The sequence below is a fragment of the Chryseobacterium sp. FR054 genome, assembly GCF_056844565.1.
Map to the genome: position 1 here is coordinate 97,155 of NZ_JBXDSA010000001.1, position 18,858 is coordinate 116,012.

At 37.9% G+C, this 18,858-nt stretch carries 16 protein-coding genes; 13 read left to right on the forward strand and 3 right to left on the reverse strand.

Annotation, left to right across the window (positions count from 1 at the left end; genetic code table 11):
- The first annotated feature begins 6 nt into the window (after positions 1–6).
- From AC106S_RS00495 to AC106S_RS00505, 3 genes are all read left to right on the forward strand, one after another.
- Entirely contained in the window at positions 7–402 is a 396-nt protein-coding gene (locus AC106S_RS00495) for a GlcG/HbpS family heme-binding protein (RefSeq protein WP_482437169.1), read from the forward strand.
- Between the two features lie 621 nt (positions 403–1,023).
- Positions 1,024–1,845 (forward strand): helix-turn-helix domain-containing protein, encoded by an 822-nt coding sequence (locus AC106S_RS00500; protein ID WP_482437170.1) that lies wholly within the window; start codon positions 1,024–1,026, stop codon positions 1,843–1,845.
- Positions 1,845–2,339: a hypothetical protein gene (locus tag AC106S_RS00505; RefSeq protein WP_482437171.1), complete on the forward strand. Its 495-nt coding sequence runs from the start codon at positions 1,845–1,847 to the stop codon at positions 2,337–2,339. The genes AC106S_RS00500 and AC106S_RS00505 overlap by 1 nt, the downstream gene beginning before the upstream one ends.
- 20 nt (positions 2,340–2,359) lie before the next feature.
- On the opposite strand, the gene AC106S_RS00510 is transcribed toward AC106S_RS00505, so the two are convergent.
- Positions 2,360–2,815, reverse strand: coding sequence for a PPC domain-containing DNA-binding protein (locus AC106S_RS00510; RefSeq protein WP_482437172.1), 456 nt, complete (start codon positions 2,813–2,815; stop codon positions 2,360–2,362).
- A 517-nt stretch (positions 2,816–3,332) separates the two neighbouring features.
- Here AC106S_RS00510 and AC106S_RS00515 point away from each other — a divergent pair.
- The 4 genes from AC106S_RS00515 to AC106S_RS00530 all read left to right on the forward strand — a co-directional run bounded on the left by AC106S_RS00515 (position 3,333) and on the right by AC106S_RS00530 (position 11,708).
- Positions 3,333–3,965, forward strand: coding sequence for a CatA-like O-acetyltransferase (locus tag AC106S_RS00515; protein WP_482437173.1), 633 nt, complete (start codon positions 3,333–3,335; stop codon positions 3,963–3,965).
- Between the two features lie 2,820 nt (positions 3,966–6,785).
- A complete protein-coding gene (locus tag AC106S_RS00520) occupies positions 6,786–8,234 on the forward strand; it encodes a tellurite resistance TerB C-terminal domain-containing protein (RefSeq protein WP_482437174.1) in 1,449 nt (482 codons plus the stop codon).
- Positions 8,227–9,543, forward strand: a complete 1,317-nt coding sequence (locus AC106S_RS00525; protein ID WP_482437175.1) for an ATP-binding protein — start codon at positions 8,227–8,229, stop codon at positions 9,541–9,543. The genes AC106S_RS00520 and AC106S_RS00525 overlap by 8 nt, the downstream gene beginning before the upstream one ends.
- Positions 9,540–11,708, forward strand: coding sequence for a DEAD/DEAH box helicase (locus AC106S_RS00530; RefSeq protein WP_482437176.1), 2,169 nt, complete (start codon positions 9,540–9,542; stop codon positions 11,706–11,708). Before AC106S_RS00525 ends, AC106S_RS00530 begins: the two co-directional genes overlap by 4 nt.
- 374 nt (positions 11,709–12,082) lie before the next feature.
- Here the strand turns inward: AC106S_RS00530 and AC106S_RS00535 are convergent, their stop codons facing one another.
- Positions 12,083–12,676, reverse strand: coding sequence for a Crp/Fnr family transcriptional regulator (locus tag AC106S_RS00535; protein WP_482437177.1), 594 nt, complete (start codon positions 12,674–12,676; stop codon positions 12,083–12,085).
- A 612-nt stretch (positions 12,677–13,288) separates the two neighbouring features.
- Here AC106S_RS00535 and AC106S_RS00540 point away from each other — a divergent pair.
- Positions 13,289–13,630, forward strand: a complete 342-nt coding sequence (locus AC106S_RS00540; protein WP_482437178.1) for a helix-turn-helix transcriptional regulator — start codon at positions 13,289–13,291, stop codon at positions 13,628–13,630.
- Positions 13,631–13,644: 14 nt separating this feature from the next.
- Here the strand turns inward: AC106S_RS00540 and AC106S_RS00545 are convergent, their stop codons facing one another.
- A complete protein-coding gene (locus AC106S_RS00545) occupies positions 13,645–14,376 on the reverse strand; it encodes an MBL fold metallo-hydrolase (RefSeq protein ID WP_482437179.1) in 732 nt (243 codons plus the stop codon).
- Between the two features lie 395 nt (positions 14,377–14,771).
- On the opposite strand from AC106S_RS00545, the gene AC106S_RS00550 reads away from it, so the two are divergent.
- The 5 genes from AC106S_RS00550 to AC106S_RS00570 all read left to right on the forward strand — a co-directional run bounded on the left by AC106S_RS00550 (position 14,772) and on the right by AC106S_RS00570 (position 18,851).
- Positions 14,772–15,965 carry an MFS transporter gene (locus tag AC106S_RS00550; RefSeq protein WP_482437180.1) on the forward strand — a complete coding sequence of 398 codons (1,194 nt, stop codon included), beginning with the start codon at positions 14,772–14,774 and terminating at the stop codon, positions 15,963–15,965.
- Between the two features lie 113 nt (positions 15,966–16,078).
- Positions 16,079–16,777, forward strand: a complete 699-nt coding sequence (locus AC106S_RS00555) for a DsbA family oxidoreductase (RefSeq protein ID WP_482437181.1) — start codon at positions 16,079–16,081, stop codon at positions 16,775–16,777.
- Positions 16,778–16,792: 15 nt separating this feature from the next.
- Positions 16,793–17,371: a 5'-methylthioadenosine/S-adenosylhomocysteine nucleosidase family protein gene (locus tag AC106S_RS00560; protein ID WP_482437182.1), complete on the forward strand. Its 579-nt coding sequence runs from the start codon at positions 16,793–16,795 to the stop codon at positions 17,369–17,371.
- Between the two features lie 391 nt (positions 17,372–17,762).
- Positions 17,763–18,281 carry a GNAT family N-acetyltransferase gene (locus AC106S_RS00565; protein WP_482437183.1) on the forward strand — a complete coding sequence of 173 codons (519 nt, stop codon included), beginning with the start codon at positions 17,763–17,765 and terminating at the stop codon, positions 18,279–18,281.
- 3 nt (positions 18,282–18,284) lie between these two features.
- Positions 18,285–18,851 carry a Crp/Fnr family transcriptional regulator gene (locus AC106S_RS00570; protein ID WP_482437184.1) on the forward strand — a complete coding sequence of 189 codons (567 nt, stop codon included), beginning with the start codon at positions 18,285–18,287 and terminating at the stop codon, positions 18,849–18,851.
- Positions 18,852–18,858: the final 7 nt, after the last annotated feature.

Below are 18,858 nucleotides of genomic sequence, written 5' to 3' on the forward strand. Positions count from 1 at the left end.
ATGAGTATGAATTATAATTTAGCTCAGAAGGCGCTAAACACCGCTGTGGAAAAAGCAGGATCTCTGGGTATTCCGGTGAGTATTGCCGTGGTGGACTCCGGCGGACATTTAATGACGTTTGCCAGGCTGGACAGTGTGTGCGGTGTCATAGATTTTGCCGTTAAAAAAGCAAAAACAGCCGTATGGTTTGGAGTAGACAGTGATGTGATGGGAAGTATTATTGCAGGAGCAGGAATTCATGGCTATGGGATGCTGAATTCCAATGACGGGCTTTTAACGCTTGCCGGAGGGGTGGTCATTAAAAATGCAGAAGGTATGATAATCGGTGCCATAGGTTCTTCAGGCGGAACCCCGGAACAGGATAAGGAAATTGCTGAAGCTGGGGCCGCTGTTACAGCTTAAGAATTTGAAAATTTGAAAATGAGATAGTTCGAAAATGGTTTGAAAGTCTGTTTTTATCCGGAATTGTTTTAAACCATTAAGTTTGTTTAAGGTTTTTAGAATATTAAGCAAGGTTTATACTTATAAAAAATCTTTGACTTTTCCTTAATGAACATTAATACTTAAATGCTCTTAGAGCCTGTTTAAATCTTATCTATAAGTTTGTATGTGTCTGATTATTATATTATTTATGTTGGCGTAACTCAATGGATCATATTTGAATTGTTTTTGATTAAAAAAATCAACGCAAAGTTGATGAATAAGTCCGCTTTATTTTAAGTAGGCAAAGTGATGCGACTTCGTCGCTGATGAAGCTAATGGTTAAAACGCTCGCTTCATCGAATCAACGGAGTTGATTCTGTATTTTGCATCCTTGAAATCTGCATTGCCTAAAAATAATCTTTGCGTGAAAAAAGCATGTCATCAGTACATTGTTTTTTTAATCAAAAATCCTTAAAGAATATAATGTAGATAAAAATAATATTATAAAAAAATCAAATTTAAACAGGCTCTTAATGTTTCAAATAAAATTTAAGTAATACTTCTTATTTCTCCAATCTATTAATTTCAGATATTTGTGTTATGGAAAAAACTTCCGAAATCATATTTGACAGACTGGTTTATTCATGTGCCTTTGAAACATACAGGGGGCATGAGGAATTTATTCCCGATCATTTTCTGGGGTTTCAGCTTTCTGGAGAAACGCATGCTTTCCATGATAAAGGTAAAGCTGTTATCGGGGAGAATACTGTGGTTCTGGTTAAAAAAAATCAGCTGATCCGGACGATGAAATATCCTTCTAAGGATCAAAAATATCAGTTTCTGTCTATTACCCTTGATCAGGAAACGCTCAGACAGTATTCGGCGGAAAACAGAATTACAGCAGAAGAAAAATTTCCTGATACCCGGAAACTGTTTTTTGAGCCGGATCATTTTTTCAGTGGATATTTTATGTCACTTCTTCCGTATATTGATAAAACAGCAACAGCCAGCCCCAGACTGGCGGTTTTAAAAGTGAAAGAAGCAATAGAACTGATCCTTCAGAGTAATCCGGATTTTAAAAATCTGCTTTTTGATTTTTCGGAGCCTTATAAGATCGATCTGAAGGAATTCATGAACAAAAATTTCATGTTCAATGTTCCTTTAGAGGCGTTGGCCAAACTTACCGGACGAAGCCTGTCGGGATTTAAGCGTGATTTCAGTAAGGTATTCGGTATGCCTCCAAAACAGTGGCTCCGGGAAAAAAGACTTGAAGAAGCCTATTATCTGATCCGGCACCGGAATAAAAAGTCTTCCGATATTTATCTTGATCTGGGCTTTGAAAATCTGTCCCACTTCTATTACGCTTTCAAACAGAAGTTCGGGGTAACGACTTCTGAAATTCATCCGGCAAAAATTTTATAATGATGAACTTCCAGCAGTATTTTAATGATTGGGTTCAAGGTGATCTTGTACAGGCTAAAGTAATGATAGGAATAACCATATTTCTCTGTATTCCTTTTACATGGTTTTCTGCCAGATCTGTGCACAGTTTTCTCAAAGGGACAATAATTCCGGCAGTGGTTTTATCACTTATCTTTTTAAGCTATGGTACCTATCTTCTGGTAACAAAGAGCAAAGAAATACCGGTGATGGAAAAGATGTATTCAGAAGACGCAGCAGCAGTACTTCAAAAGGAAAAGGAAAGAACGGCTAAAGACAGCAGAAGTTATGTGGCTTTTAGAACAGTCTGGCTGTCAGTGTTTTTTATTTCGGGACTTTTATATTTCCTGATCTCCGGAACCTGTTTCAAAGGATTTTTATCAGGATGTATGATTTTGTTTTTTTCCCTGTTCATCACGGATTCCTGCTTTCATTCAAGGCTTAAAACTTATAGAGCGGCTTTAGAAACTCAGTGAAATTTTTCACAAGTCAAAGGTTATCTTTCAAAATCATAGAAGTTAATTCCCACGTCTTCATTTTTGATTTTTACGACTCTCGTATTTAACGGATAAAATATAAATTCCCCTGCACCGGATATTCTGGCATCCAGAAGATGACCTGCCAGTGCGGTATAATCTTCTCTTCCCAACGTGATATGAAGGTGAAGGCCTGGCTTTCCTTCAATTTCTGAGATATTTCCGGATATATTGGTGATTTCCATCTGTTCCTTAAATGTCCTGTCAACATATTTTTTTTCGGAAGGCCTGAAAAAACGCAATGTGGCCTCATCCACAGCTCCTATACCGGTAACTTCTCCTGCATGGATTCCCTGAACAGTAATAAAATCGGTAAGTGCTTCTACAATTCCGGCTCTGTTTTCTATACTTACGATGTAGATTCCGTCAACTCTTCTTGCTGACCAGTGTTTTCCTTTATAATTCTGTATTTCCATAATATGAATTTTAATCTGTTCTTATGAATTCTGATTTTGAATTTTGAACAATTCAAGAGAGAAAATAAATGCAATAATTGTGCTTTAATACTCGGATTCTTTTGAAAAAAAAGACTACCGCAAAATTGATGAATAATCCCGCTTTATTTGAGGGAGCAACGTGATGCGACTTCTTCGCTGATGAAGCTATATGGTTATACGTACGCTTCAACGAATTTTTGCTCCCTTAAAATCTACATTGCCTATACCTCAGATCTTTGCGTCGGACAAAAATGCAATGAGCATCAGAAAAAGGCAATAATATTTTCTGATGTTAAAGCTAATGACTTAAAGTTTAAAAAAATCTGCTGAATCCGCGAGAAAAAACTTTAATATTTCTTCTGATTTTAAACAAACTTTTAAAATCTTTTTAGGAAAAACGAATATTACAGTCTTTTATCATATGCATATCATTAATTTCATTTCCTGCAAGTTTTAAAAATCCCAAAACTTGACGAAATTTGCAAAAAATCATTCAATGAAGATCATCGATATAGAAAACTGGAAACGTAAAGAACATTTTGAATTTTTTTCCAAAATGGCAAGTCCGTATTTTGGTTTTACCACGGAGGTTGAATGTACTGAGGCTTACCGTCACGCCAAAGAAAACGGGTATTCTTTTTTCGCGTCCTATCTTCATAAATCAATGATCGCTGTAAATGCAGTTGACGAACTGAAACTCCGGATCCTTGATGGAAAAGTGGTTTTGTACGATACAATTCATGCCGGAACGACCATTGGCCGGGCAGACGGTACTTTCGGTTTTGCATTTATGCATTTTTCAGAAGATTTTAAAGTTTTCAATGCAGCGATGCAGGAAGAAATTGCAGCGGTACAGCAAACACAAGGAATCCGGCTTAATAATGGAGAACTGGGAAAAGATCTGATCAGGCATACAACTATTCCGTGGAACTCTTTCAGTGCGTTGCTTCACCCGACGAATCTTGAACACACGGAATCTGTTCCGAAGATCACTTTCGGGAAATTCAGTATCCGGGATGGCAGGAAATATCTCCCGGTTTCCGTAGAGGCTCATCATGGACTGGCAGACGGAATTCATATTGCGAAATACCTTGAGGAATTCCAGAAACAGCTGAATAATGGTGAATAAGTGAATGGTCAATTAGCTTTGTAGTGGATTATTTTTCTCGCTGATCTTGCAGATAACGCAGATTTTATGGATGGACTAAACCTTTAAAAAAAAATATAAGGTTTGATCTGATAATTCCAAAATCAAGATTTAAATGCTATACAAAACATCAGAATTAGAAATTTATAAAGGTTCCCATATTTTCTTCAGCTTAAAAGATAAGCGCAAAGGTTGATGAGCAATTCCGTTTTATTTTGAGCGGGCAAAGTGATGCAACCTCGTCGCTGATAAAGCTATATGGCTATACGTACGCTTCATCGAATCAACGGAGTTGATTCTTGTCTTTGCCTCCTAAAATCAACATTGCCTATAAATGGAGCTTTGCGTTAGAAAAACATCATCACATTATAAAAACATCAAATTAGAAATTTAAACAGGCTCTTATATTTTCTTCAGGTTTATAAAAAAGATAAAAGCAAAGGTTGATGAGCAATTCCGTTTTATTTTGAGCGGGCAAAGTGATGCAACCTCGTCGCTGATAAAGCTATATGGCTATACGTACGCTTCATCAAATCAACGGAGTTGATTCTTACCTTTGCTTCCTAAAATCAATATTGCCTATAAATGGAGCTTTGCGTTAGAAAATCATCATCACATTATAAAAACATCAAATTAGAAATTTAAACAGGCTCTTATATTTTCTCCAGGCTTACAAAAAAGATAAAAGCAAAGTTGATGAATAATTCCGTTTTATTTTGAGTGAGCAAAGTGATGCGGCTTCGTCCCTGATAAAGCTATATGGCTATACGTACGCTTCATCAAATCAACGGAGTTGATTCTTGTCTTTGCTTCCTAAAATCAACATTGCCTATAAATGGAGCTTTGCGTTAGAAAATCATCATCATCAAATTATAAAAAAAATCAAAATTAGAAATTTAAACAGGCTCTTATATTTTCTCCAGGCTTACAAAAAAGATAAAAGCAAAGTTGATGAATAATTCCGTTTTATTTTGAGTGAGCAAAGTGTGCGGCTTCGTCCCTGATAAAGCTATATGGCTATACGTACGCTTCATCAAATCAACGGAGTTGATTCTTGTCTTTGCTTTCTAAAATCAACATTGCCTATAAATGGAGCTTTGCGTTAGAAAAATTCATCATCATCACATTATACAAAACATCAGAATTAGAAATTTATAAGGTTCTCATATTTTCTTCAGGTTTATAAAAAAGATAAGCGCAAAGGTTGATGAGTAATTCCGTTTTATTTTGAGTGAGCAAAGTGTGCGGCTTCGTTCCTGATAAAGATATATGGCTATACGTACGCTTCATCAAATCAACTGAGTTGATTCTTGTCTTTGCTTCCTAAAATCAACATTGCCTATAAATGGAGCTTTGCGTTAGAAAAATTCATCATCATCAAATTATAAAAACATCAAATTAGAAATTTAAACAGGCTCTTATATTTTCTTCAGGTTTATAAAAAAGATAAAAGCAAAGGTTGATGAGCAATTCCGTTTTATTTTGAGCGGGCAAAGTGATGCAACCTCGTCGCTGATAAAGCTATATGGCTATACGTACGCTTCATCAAATCAACGGAGTTGATTCTTACCTTTGCTTCCTAAAATCAATATTGCCTATAAATGGAGCTTTGCGTTAGAAAATCATCATCACATTATAAAAACATCAAATTAGAAATTTAAACAGGCTCTTATATTTTCTCCAGGCTTACAAAAAAGATAAAAGCAAAGTTGATGAATAATTCCGTTTTATTTTGAGTGAGCAAAGTGATGCGGCTTCGTCCCTGATAAAGCTATATGGCTATACGTACGCTTCATCAAATCAACGGAGTTGATTCTTGTCTTTGCTTCCTAAAATCAACATTGCCTATAAATGGAGCTTTGCGTTAGAAAATCATCATCATCAAATTATAAAAAAAATCAAAATTAGAAATTTAAACAGGCTCTTATATTTTCTCCAGGCTTACAAAAAAGATAAAAGCAAAGTTGATGAATAATTCCGTTTTATTTTGAGTGAGCAAAGTGTGCGGCTTCGTCCCTGATAAAGCTATATGGCTATACGTACGCTTCATCAAATCAACGGAGTTGATTCTTGTCTTTGCTTTCTAAAATCAACATTGCCTATAAATGGAGCTTTGCGTTAGAAAAATTCATCATCATCACATTATACAAAACATCAGAATTAGAAATTTATAAAGGTTCCCATATTTTCTTCAGCTTAAAAGATAAGCGCAAAGGTTGATGAGCAATTCCGTTTTATTTTGAGTGAGCAAAGTGATGCGGCTTCGTTTCTGATAAAGCTATATGGCTATACGTACGCTTCATCAAATCAACGGAGTTGATTCTTACCTTTGCTTTCTAAAATCAACATTGCCTATAAATGGAGCTTTGCGTTAGAAAAATTCATCATCATCACATTATAAAAAACATCAGAATTAGAAATTTATAAGGTTCTCATATTTTCTTCAGCTTAAAAGATAAGCGCAAAGGTTGATGAGTAATTCCGTTTATTTTGAGCGGGCAAAGTGATGCGACTTCGTCCCTGATAAAGCTATCCGTACGCTTCATCAAATCAACGGAGTTGATTCTTACCTTTGCTTTCTAAAATCAACATTGCCTATAAATGGAGCTTTGCGTTAGAAAAATTCATCATCATCACATTATAAAAAAAATCAAAATTAGAAATTTAATTATTACGGGAAACCGTAATAGATTTTTCTCTATTTCACCTAGTTTTGAATATGGAATTATTGTATTATATTAGAAGTTTAATTCATTCCATATAAACTAATACACAACAGACCCTCAAAATACTGACGATACCATGCAGAACGATCCTTTTATATCTCATGACGAATCCATCATTGATGTTTCCGGAAATGCCGATGTTCCGATTCATTACGGAACAGATTTATCAGTGAACAGGCAGATCACAGGAGAATCTGATTCTGAAAACTGGAAAACAGGAAAAAAATATTCCAGAAAGCTGAACCTGACAGCTGAACAGGCAGCTGTAATGGATAAGTTATGGTTCACCACCAATGTTTTTAACGAGATTGAATATTGCAGAATCCAGATCCTGAAACAATTTTTAAGAGCTTTTGAATTTCTGCAGAGCAATTGCGTTCCGGTTAACCGTGCCTATGCCTCGGTGATTGAAGAGTTGTCGGAAATTATTGTCTGCCTTCAGTATAATTACAGAAAAGACAGCTTAAACTACCAGTATACCTATGATTCTGTACAGGGAGAAATCCTGAATCATATCTTAAAACTATGCGAAAATAATGTTCGCGAGGCTTATGGAATCAAAAGAAAGATCAATACCGATTTTCCTTATGCCAATCCGGATATACAGCATCAGTATAACAGGAAAATTGTTTCAAAGCTGGAAGTTTTTCTGGCTGAAAATGGAAATCAGATCCTGGATGCCGATTATAAAACGAATATTATCCTTAACGAAAATAATACCAGCCGCTGGAAAACAAAGTTTGATGAGATCAAAGGGGATTATTCCAATCCTGCAGCTTTTGAGAGAGAGATTTTCAGACTGGCGGATGTTAACATCAAGAACCCGTCTGCAGATCTGATCTTTTTTGAAGCTTCAAAATTTGTGGCCGGACATGATAAAAACTGTGCACTGAGACTGTATATTCATTATCTGGATAAAGATATGGATTCTCCGAAGCTTGACAGGAAACAGCTGACCAAGAGCATTCAGAAAAGTCTTTTTTCCTCCACCGAACAGATCCATGATTTTGAAAGAATACTGAGTACATTTATCAGAGACCGGAATCTTGAAGAGGCTATTGAAAAAGTCAATCAGCTTTATCTTCCCAAGCGGAAAAAGATCGTTATTGATCCTGATGCCGTTGAAGATGTCAAAAGACAGCATTCAGGAACCGTTGCGCTGCTGGAAGAATACCTTAGCGATGAACCGGGAGGCGGAAAGACTGAAGATCCTGCCGGCGATGAAGAATTAACGATCAATATTGCTCAGACAGACACAGAATTTCAGATCCGGAAATACCGTGAAGAACTGAATTTAACGGATATCCAGCAGGAAGTTCTTAATCTTTTTGAGAAGCAGAGCTTTAATATTCCGCAAAATGAAATGAGTACGTTCTTACGTTCCAAAAACCTTTTTATGGGAGCTGTGATCGATTCGGTCAACGATCTCTGCTATGAAACCCTGGACGATATCCTTATTGAGGAAGAGGATGATTATTTTACGATGAATACCGATTATTATAAAAAACTTTTAAACAATGATTGAAAATATTAAGCCCAAAGAAGCCACATCCATTATCAATTCCCTGGTGAGCGGTGTTGTGCCGAAAATTGGCGTACAGCATATAACCGTTGGGAGATCCGAAGAGATCAATGCTTTTATCGATTCCCTGAATGATGTGAAAAATGGCCACAGCATGGCCAAATTCTGGATCGGAGACTTTGGAAGCGGAAAATCCTTTATGCTTCACCTGCTGAATACTGTTGCTCTGAGGCAGAAATTTGTAGTGGCCAATGCAGATTTTACTCCGGATAACAGGATCTATTCCAACGACGGGAAAAGTGTGATCCTGTATTCTGCGATCATGGATAATATTGCCATTCAGACCAAGCCAGAGGGCGGAGCATTACAGACCCTCCTTGAAAAATGGATCGAGCAGGTGATTACCAGAACTGCTGAAGAAAGCAGCATTTCACTGGCTGATATACGGAATGACCAGCATACGGATCTCATCAGAAGTGCCATCATGAAAACAGTCAACGAAATTACTGAAGTTGGTGGTTTTGATTTTGGTTCGGTGATTGTGAAATATTATGAAGGTTATATTTCAGGAGACGATCAGCTGCGCAGGAATGCCCTGAAATGGCTGAAAGGAGAGTATTCAACAAAAACCGAGGCAAGACAGGATCTTGGCGTGAGGGAGATCATCAGTGATTCCAATTATTATGATATGCTTAAAAACTTCTGTAAATTCTTTGTGAGTATGGGGTACAGCGGTTTTATGATCAACCTGGATGAAGCGGTTAATCTGTATAAAATTTCTACTGCTGCTGCACGTGAGAAGAATTATGAAAAGATCTTATCGATTTATAACGACTGTTTTCAGGGGAAAGTTTCCAATCTGTTCATCAATTTTGCCGGAACAAAAGAATTTCTGGAGAATGAAAGGAGAGGGCTTTTCAGTTATCAGGCTTTAAAGACAAGGCTGGAAACCAATAAATTTGAGACTGCTGAGATCAGGGATTTTGCCCAGCCGGTCATTAAATTAACTCCACTGGATCACAACGAAATATTTGTGCTGCTGAAAAAATTAAAGCTGATCTTTGATTTCAACTATAAAACGGATCTGAACGTCAGCGATGAGGATATTTCTGCCTTCATGGAAGAAATGTTCAATAAACCGGGCGCTTCGGAATTCCTGACGCCCAGAGAAGTGATCAGAGATTTCTTAAACATCCTGAATATCATCAGACAAAATCCGGGAGCCGACAAAAAAAGACTATTCGGAGAAATTGAAATTTCTGATGAGAGACCGAATGATCTGGTACTTTTAGACAGTATTGAAGAGATATGATAGCTTTTGATATGCTCTCTGAGCCGATCAGAAAATACATCAGGGATCAGAAATGGGAGCGTTTAAGACCAATTCAGGAAAAAGCGATACAGAAGATCATTTCTACTGACCGGAATTATATTCTCATTTCCAGAACCGCTTCAGGCAAAACCGAGGCTGCTTTCCTGCCCATCCTTTCTAAAGTGAACTTTAAGGGATCAGGTGTAAAAGTACTCTATATTTCACCGCTGATCGCTCTGATCAATGATCAGTTTATGAGAGTGGAAAAATTATGCGAGTATCTGGACGTACCTGTGACCAAATGGCATGGTGAAGCTTCAAAAGGAGCCAAAGACCGGCTGATTAAAGATCCTGGCGGAATTGTACTGATTACTCCCGAATCCATTGAGGCTATGTTTGTCAACAAACCCTATAACGTTCAGCATTTATTTTCCTCGCTGGAATACGTGGTTATTGATGAAATTCATTCTTTTCTTGGTTCTGACAGGGGAATTCATCTTCAGTCTTTGCTGCAGCGTTTACAGAGGATTAATAAAAGTACATTTAAGATTGTAGGACTGTCGGCCACCGTAAATGGTGATCATCAGTATATTGAACTGAAAGAATTTTTAGGAGATCCGGAAAATACTACCGTTATCAGAGATATGAATCCTAAGCCTATCAATGCTGTTTTCAAATATTTTCAGGGAACGGTTGAAGAACTGCCGCTTGATTTGCTCAAAGACCTTTATATCAGAACCCGTGACCGTAAAATACTGGTTTTTCCCAATGCAAGAGGAAGAGTGGAGGAAGTGGCTGTAAAGCTGAAAAAGATATCGGAAAAAGTAGGCGGTCATCCCAATTATTTTGCCCACCATTCATCGGTAGACAAAGAAGTTCGGGAATATGTTGAGTTTTTTGCCAAGAAAAGTAAAACGGCAAACTTTTGTATCTCATGTACTTCTACCCTGGAATTGGGAATAGATATCGGAAATGTAGACGAAGTAGCCCAGATTGATGCCACTCACAGCATTGCTTCTCTCATTCAGAGGGTCGGAAGAAGTGGAAGACGGGAGGGAAAATCCAGCAATCTGCTTTTATACGCTACGGAAAAATGGAGTCATCTTCAGTCCTTAGCCTGCTGGCTTCTCTTTACGGAACAGTTTATAGAACCGGTAGATATTCATCAGAAGCCTTATGACGTGCTTGTTCATCAGATTCTTTCCATAGTGAAGGGGAGTTCCGGAATTACTCTTGCCAAAATTCTGGAAGAAATGTCTCAAAACACAGCTTTCAGAAACATTAAGCCTGGAGAGATCACAGAAATTACAGAACACCTTATTTCCATTGATTTCCTGGAAAAACTGGGCCGCGAATATATTATCGGTGTGGAAGGAGAAAAAGTGATTAATACAAAGGATTTCTATACACTGTTCCACACTCCGGTTTACTTTAAAGTTTCCAGTCAGGGGATCAGGATCGGGGAATTGCCTCTTTCTCCACAAATCCGCGTGGATGAGAATATTTATCTTTCTGCGAAGATCTGGAAAATAAAAGATATTGATTTTAAATCTCAAAAAATAGAAGTAATTCCGGCAAAAGATGGCGAGAAGCCTATGTTTTTAGGAGACTCTGCGGATACAGCTTCCAGGATCAGGGAAAAAATGCTTGAGATTCTTATTTCTGAAGTTTCTGAAGATGCCTATGATTTTATGGACGATGCGGGAAGAGAAATCATCAGACAGATGCGCGAAGAATTTAAAGTTTTTGATATTGCCGATCCGAAAACAGAAAGACCTCTTTTATCCGGTCCTGAAAGTAAAATTTTTAAGTTTTATTCATTTGCCGGGTCTAAAATCAACAGAACCCTGAGCTTTATTCTCGATAAAATGGGTATTGGGAATACGCTGGATGACAGAGAGAGCCTGTTTGAAATTGAACTTCAGAAAAAATCAGAATTCATGTCTTTGCTGAAGGATCCGGTTTTATGTACTACCGATTTTGAGCCGTTTCTGACCGAGTTGCTGGAAACACTGCCCGAAATCCTGAGCTTTTCTAAATGGGGAACTTATCTCCCTTTGCAGTATCAGGCAGCCATCGTAAAGGAATGTTATTTCGATTTTGAAGGCTGTTTTAATTTTCTTGAAAAACTGAATTTTGCCGAAAACAAACTATTGTATTCTTAAGAGTCTGTTTAAATTTTATATTTCTTCAGGTCTGTAAAAAAATAACGCAAAGTTGATAAATAATTCCGCTTTATTTTAAGTGGACAAAGTGATGCGGCTTCGTCGCTGATGAAGCGGAATATTTATCCATACGCTTCTTCGAATCAACGGAGTTGATTCCAGCCTTTGTACCCTCAAAATCAGCAGTTTCAAAAATCAAGGCCTTTGCGTCAGAAAAATTTACAGTCAGTATATTCCTTTTTAATCAAAAAATACTCAAAGAGGATGATTTAGATAAAGATTTGAATTCTATACAAAAAAATCAAATTTATAAATTTAAACAGGCTCTTACATATCAGCCGGAACTTGTAAAAAAGATCCGGCTGTTGTATGGATCAGTAAAATATTTTCCCCCGCTCAATTCTTACTATACTGTCTTTTTCCATATTCTTTATCGCTCTTATGACCGTTTCCACACGGAGCCCGGTGAGGGAAGCCAGCTGCTGGCGGGTAAGAGGAATCCGGAATGAATAACGGGTTTTGTCTTCATAATAACTTTTGAGATAATCCATCAGCTGTTTCAGTTTGAGAATGGGATTCTGGAACGAAAGGTTGTAGAGCATAATATATTTGTAATACATTCTCTCAGCCAGACACTGATAGACATTCAGTGAGATTTCAGGGTTCTCTTTCAGGATATTCAGAAAGCAGGATTTAGGCAGTTTCAGAATACAGCATTCTTCCATAGCAACAGCATTCATTGGATAAGGCCTGTCTACAAACAGCAGGGATTCACCAATGCTGTGCCCGTCTGAAAATATATTCTGAATAAATTCTTTCCCGTCTTCCGAATAGTTATTCAGTTTCACCTGTCCGCTTCTGATCTGATAGTAATACAGAGGAACATCTCCCTCATGGAAAATAATATCCTCTGCTTTATATTCTTTAGATGTAGCTCCGTAGGCAATTAATAAATCTTCAGTGATCATGTGTGATATATTTAGATTAAATTTTAAACTTCTGTTTAATAATTCATTTCATCATCTGGGTAAACATCACTGTATCGTAAATTTTACAGTCGTAAAGAAAGTACAATTTTCATTAGTTTTCCCGAAAAAGGGTACCATTCATATACCATGAAACAGCGGTTTTATAATTTAGTGATTGCGGCAATCCTGCTGTTCATGGGAAAAAACTTCAGTATATTGATTATGATCATAAAAAATAAAGACTTTAATCCTCTACATTTGCTTTGCTGATAAAACAAACAGCCTTATTTTAAAAAAACTTTACTTCAAATTAAGGTAATTATATGGTCCAACAGAGTTACGTGGTATGTATGTGGTATTTCAATTCCGGAAAAATCTAATCATTTTTTATTTCTTTGTTTTTGTTTTAAATTTTCTTTCCCGGAAACTTTAAAACAGTGCTGAAATCCGGATACGGTCCGTATGATATTCTTTGACATATGAAATTTTAAAACCATTATAAAGCACTTCAATAAAAAGCTGACAAAACAGTTATTGAAGCCAAGTGAAACAGAAGCATTGTACTGCCATACCACATGAAGGCAGAAAATAAGTAGAGATGAGAAAACGATTATGAAAAACAAAAAACCTGAACCCGATTTAGAAGATTTAAGTCAAAAAATTTTAGTACAGGATGAAATTGTAGCGCTCGCTAAAGAAAATTCCCCCCGCCTTCTGAACAAATTCAGATTGGTATATCCGGATTTCTTCAGTAAAATAGGAGCCATACAGCCCAATCTCAAAAATTCTGAACTGACTTTCTGTATCTATCTGAAGCTCAACTTTACCACTAAAGAAATCGCAACGTATACTTTTGTGACGCCAAAAGCCATTCAGAACAGGAAAAACAGGCTCCGGAAAAAGCTCAATATCCGTTCCGAAGTCGATATCTACCAATGGTTTAACGACCTTTAGACGCTTGTCTGGAGCTACATTTGGATTACTGCTTTATCCAGATCATGGTAAAGCAGTATTTTCCAGCGGTTTTCTATCGCTTCCTTCTGCCATTTCAGTCTTAATTCCATCGCTTTTCTTCCGTCAAAATCGCTTTTATAGGCCAGGTGGTATTTCAGATAAGACTCCTGCGGAAGATCATCTGCTCCGTAAAATACCGTTTCATTATTTTCCCTGATCCAGAATACCTGCATAAAAGGGGTATGGCCGCCCACGACTTCAAAAGAGATTTCATCCGAGATGCTGCCTTTATCTTCATCCATCCAGATTATGTTGGGTAACGAAATCAGTTTCTGAAGGGTATCAAAATCAAAAGAGGGATTATCAACGTTTTTCATGGCGAAATCCAGTTCCCGTTTCTGGATAAAAATCTGTGCATTGGGAAATACAGGCTCAAATCCGTTTTCTGTACGGCGTATACTGCCGTCAATATGGTCTTTGTGAAGGTGGGACAAAAGAAGTTTGGTCACCTGTTCCGGTCTTATGTTTTCCTTTTCCAGAATTTCAGAAATTACGGTTCTGCCATCCGGTGTTTTCCATCCGATGCCGGCATCCAGAAGGATATAATCCTGAGCTGTAATAACCAGAAACGGCTGTACAGACATTCTGATCCCTTTTGCCGTACCCGAATTCTCAGCAGTTAAAAGGGTAAGGTCTTTTGTTCTGCTGACCGAAAAATTGCCTTCTTTAAGCGGAATAATTCTCATGATGCAAATTTCCCCAATATTTTCAGGATATGAAAGCTTTTTTCTCAATGCAGGCCATTGGTAAAAACAATCAGTTTTTTGTACGCTGAAGATCAATATAAAAGATTTTATAAAATATTAACAGATCTTTTTCCGTTAAAAAAATACACAACGTCTTAAGGCATTCCGCAGAAACTGTACTGATGCAAAAATGCTTCCTGTTTTCCTGACCGGAAAAATTTTAAGATTAAAATACCATAGAATGATTGAGAAGAGACCGTTTTCCGGAGCGGTCTCTTTTTTATTGATTATCTTTGCACGTCAAAAGAAGACTGTATTTCTGTTGATCTATGAATCATCATCATCAGTCTTCCTCCATTCGTTCTATAACCAGGTTTGACATAAAATTTTAATTTATGATGCAGGTACATTCATCAAACGGTATTTCCCGTACTGTAATCTGGCTGATGGCTGTTATTTCGGGCCTCGTGGTCGCTAATAATTATTATAACCAGCCGCTTCTGGCCCTTATTTCAGACGATCTGAAGGTTTCTGAAAGTGCAGCCAGCAGGATTTCCGTTCTTACCCAGATTGGTTATGCATTGGGGCTGCTGCTGATTGTACCGCTGGGAGATAAATTTTACCGTAAAAAACTGATTCTGTTTGATCTGGTTCTGGTATTCGGGTCCCTGTTGTGGATGACTTTTGCCAACGAACTGTGGATGCTGTATGCCGCAAGCCTTCTGATAGGAGCAACTTCTGTAATTCCGCAGCTGTTCGTTCCTATTGCAGCAGAACTTTCATCGGATCAGGAAAAATCTTCCAATATAGGCACGGTGATGTCCGGTTTGCTTCTGGGAATCCTTCTTTCCCGCTTCATCGGCGGAATTGTAGGAGAAATCTGGGGCTGGAGAGCCATGTTCGGGATTGCGGCCGGGCTTATGATTCTGGTCTGGATTGCTGTTTACAAAATGCTTCCGGAGCTGCACCCCAATTTCAAAGGAACTTACAAAGAGCTCATGGGTTCCGTTGCCCATCTGGCCAAAACGCAGCCGATTTTGCAGCTGGCTTCATTCAGGGGAGCGATGGCATTCGGATCTATGTGTGCTTTATTTACCACATTGGTATTTCACATGGAAAAGCCGCCCTTTAATGCTGGGTCTTCAGTTGTGGGAAGTTTCGGGCTTGCAGGAGCTGTCGGAGCTTTGGCTGCGGCTAAAGTCGGTAAGCTTCAGAAATATCTGGATATTAACCGTATTATTCTCTATTCTCTTCTCATTGTGGTGGGAAGCTGGGGTTTTACGTATTTTGCAGGAGAAACTTATTGGGGACTGATTGTGGGGGTAATCCTTGTGGACCTCGGTGTACAGTCGAGTCACATTATGAACCAGACCAATTATTTCCTGATAAAATCCAATGCGGTCAACAGGCTGAATACCGTTTATATGGTTTCTTATTTTATCGGCGGTTCACTGGGAACCTGGCTGGCTTCTGTGGCGTGGCAGTATGCGGAATGGAGCGGGGTATGTTTTGTGGGGGCCTTATTTGGTCTTTTAGCCATTATTGCCCATGTGCTTTTCTGTAATAAAGTAAAAACTTCTGACCGTTAAAATCAAGCTACCAATAGAGAAAATCAGTTTCAGCAGTCGATAATATATATTGTAATAAATTTTGTTACATTGACAGGATGCGTTAAATTTGAAGAAGTAAATTTTATCAGAATATGAAAATAGAAATATGGTCGGATGTAATGTGTCCGTTTTGTTATATAGGAAAGCACAACTTTGAACAGGCACTGGAAAAACTGCCGTTTAAAGATGAAGTGGAAGTAGAGTGGAAGAGTTTTCAGCTTGATCCTTCCCTTGATCCTGCGTCTACCCAAAATACCATTCAATATTTTAAGGAGAAAAAGGGTTTTCCTGAAGCACAGGCTGCACAGATGATCAGTCATGTTGCCCAGGCAGGAAAAGGAGCAGGAATAGATTTCGATTTTGAAAAAGCACTCATCACCAATACCTTTATGGCACACAGGCTGCTTCATCTGGCTAAAAAACACGGGGTTTCCTCTGAAATGGAAGAGGCTCTTTTTAAAGCTCACTTTATTGACGGTAAAAATGTGGGGGATGCTGATACTTTAGTTGCCCTGGCTGAAGATCTGGGCATTAATCATCTGGAAGCAAGACCGGCTTTAACTTCTGATGAATTCGATTATGAAGTGAATCAGGATATTATGGAAGCCAAAAATAATGGAATTTCCAGCGTTCCTTTCTTTGTTCTGAACGGGAAATATGCCGTATCCGGGGCGCAGCCGCCTCAGGTTTTTGAAGAGGCTCTTCAGCAGACTTATAAGGAAACGGTAAGTCCTTTCAAAGATCTTTCACAGGGAGGGGCTTCATGTGATGCAGACGGATGCAGCATTTAATATTTTTGAATATCTATGATAAAAATTAACGACGAATTTCGCTTTCCGTTATCAGAAACCCTTTTTGTATTTGCTCTGGATTCAGAAGCGGGAAAAGCTTTTGAAGGAAAAAATAAATTAATAACCGGGATAGGAAAGGTAAATGCGGCCATAGAACTTACCCGTGAGATCCATTTACGTAAGCCTGAACTGATTGTGAATCTGGGGTCGGCAGGAAGTCAAAGCTTTGGTAAAGGTGAAGTGGTATGCTGTACGAAATTTATTCAGCGTGATATGGATGTAAGGGGACTTGGCTTTAGTTTATATGAAACCCCACTGTCCGGAATACCACCTGTACTGGAATACGGAATGAAGATGAACGGCCTGAAAGAAGGTATCTGTGGCAGCGGCGACAGTTTTGAAATGAATCATGCTGAAACCGATTACAATATTGTAGATATGGAAGCCTACCCGTTGGCCCTGATCGCTAAAAAAGAAAATATTCCGTTTCTGTGTCTGAAATATATTTCGGATGATGCCGGAAGCGATGCGGCAGATGACTGGAGCGTACAGGTACATCTGGCGGCGGAAGCGTTTAAGAGAATATTATTTTAATCTTAAAACCTGTTTAAATTGTATTTATCCGCTTTTATATTTTTGATTATCAGGTATTTTTATTGATGAAAATCAATGGGGTCATGTTTGAAATTATTTCTTTATTATTTCACATTTCTTCAGGTCTACAAAAAAATGATGCAAAGTTTATCAATAATTCAGCTTTAGTCTGAGTGGCAAAGGGATGCTTATCCGTACGCTTCGACGAATTACTATTCTTTGGTCCCTTAAAATAACGGTTTTAAGAATAAAATCCTTTGCATTTAAAAAAAATAATGTTCAGCAAATTATATTTTTAATCAAAAAATACTCAAAGAATGTGATTGATATTAAGATTTCAATGGTACAAAAATCAAATTAGCAATTTAAACAGGTTCTTAAAAACTTAAAAATGATCCAAATTATAATCAAAAAAGCGACTGCTGAAGATCTTGAAATAGTACAGACCATTGGCAGACAGACCTTTTCCGAAACTTTTTCCGACAGCAATTCTGATGAAGCAATGAAGCAGTACCTGGAAGATAGTTTCAGCATAGAAAAAATAAAATCTGAACTGAATAATCCGGATTCTTATTTCTTCCTTGCCTGGGAGAATGATGATCCGGTAGGTTATCTTAAACTGAACTCCGGCCCTGCACAGACGGAACCCCAGAATGGTGATGCTCTGGAAATTGAACGGATCTATGTGAAAAAAAGCCATCATGGCAGAAAAGCAGGACAGTTACTCTATGATAAAGCTATGGAAATGGCAGAAAACCTGCGAAAGGAGTATCTGTGGTTAGGAGTCTGGGAAGAAAACCTGAGGGCACTCAATTTTTATAAAAAGAATGGCTTTGAAACATTCGGAACCCACATTTTCAGGCTGGGAGATGATGAACAGACCGATCTGATGATGAAAAAAGTTCTGTAAGGTTTGAAAGAGTTTTTAGAACATATCCATAGCTATTATCCTCTGTCCGAAGAAACAGCAGCAGCATTACTCAATATCTGTACAGAAGATAGGTTCATGAAAAATGATTTTCTGCAGGAGGCAGGAAGGGCCGCCAGGTATTATTATTTTATAAAATCCGGGCTGGTAGGATATTATACTTTAGATGAACAGGGAGGTGCTGTGTATAAGATCTTTTTTGAAGAAAACAGCTTCGTTGCTTCCACATCGGCAATTGTTGAAAACAGGGTGAGCGATTTTAATATTACTGCTCTGGAAGACTGCAAGGTAATCAGATATCCGGCCCGGGAATACAGAGAATTGCTTTTAAAATACCATGATCTGGCATTATTTCATGTGCATTACCTGGAAAAAAACTGGGTGGTAAAAAAAGAACCCCTGGAAATATCTTTAAAACATCAGACCGCGAAGGAACGTTACCTGAAGCTTCTGGAGAATAAATCTTTGTACAGCCGCCTGAAACAGCATCATATTGCTTCCTATCTGGGGATTACACCCACCCAGCTCAGCCGTATAAAAAAAGAAATATAATAACAAA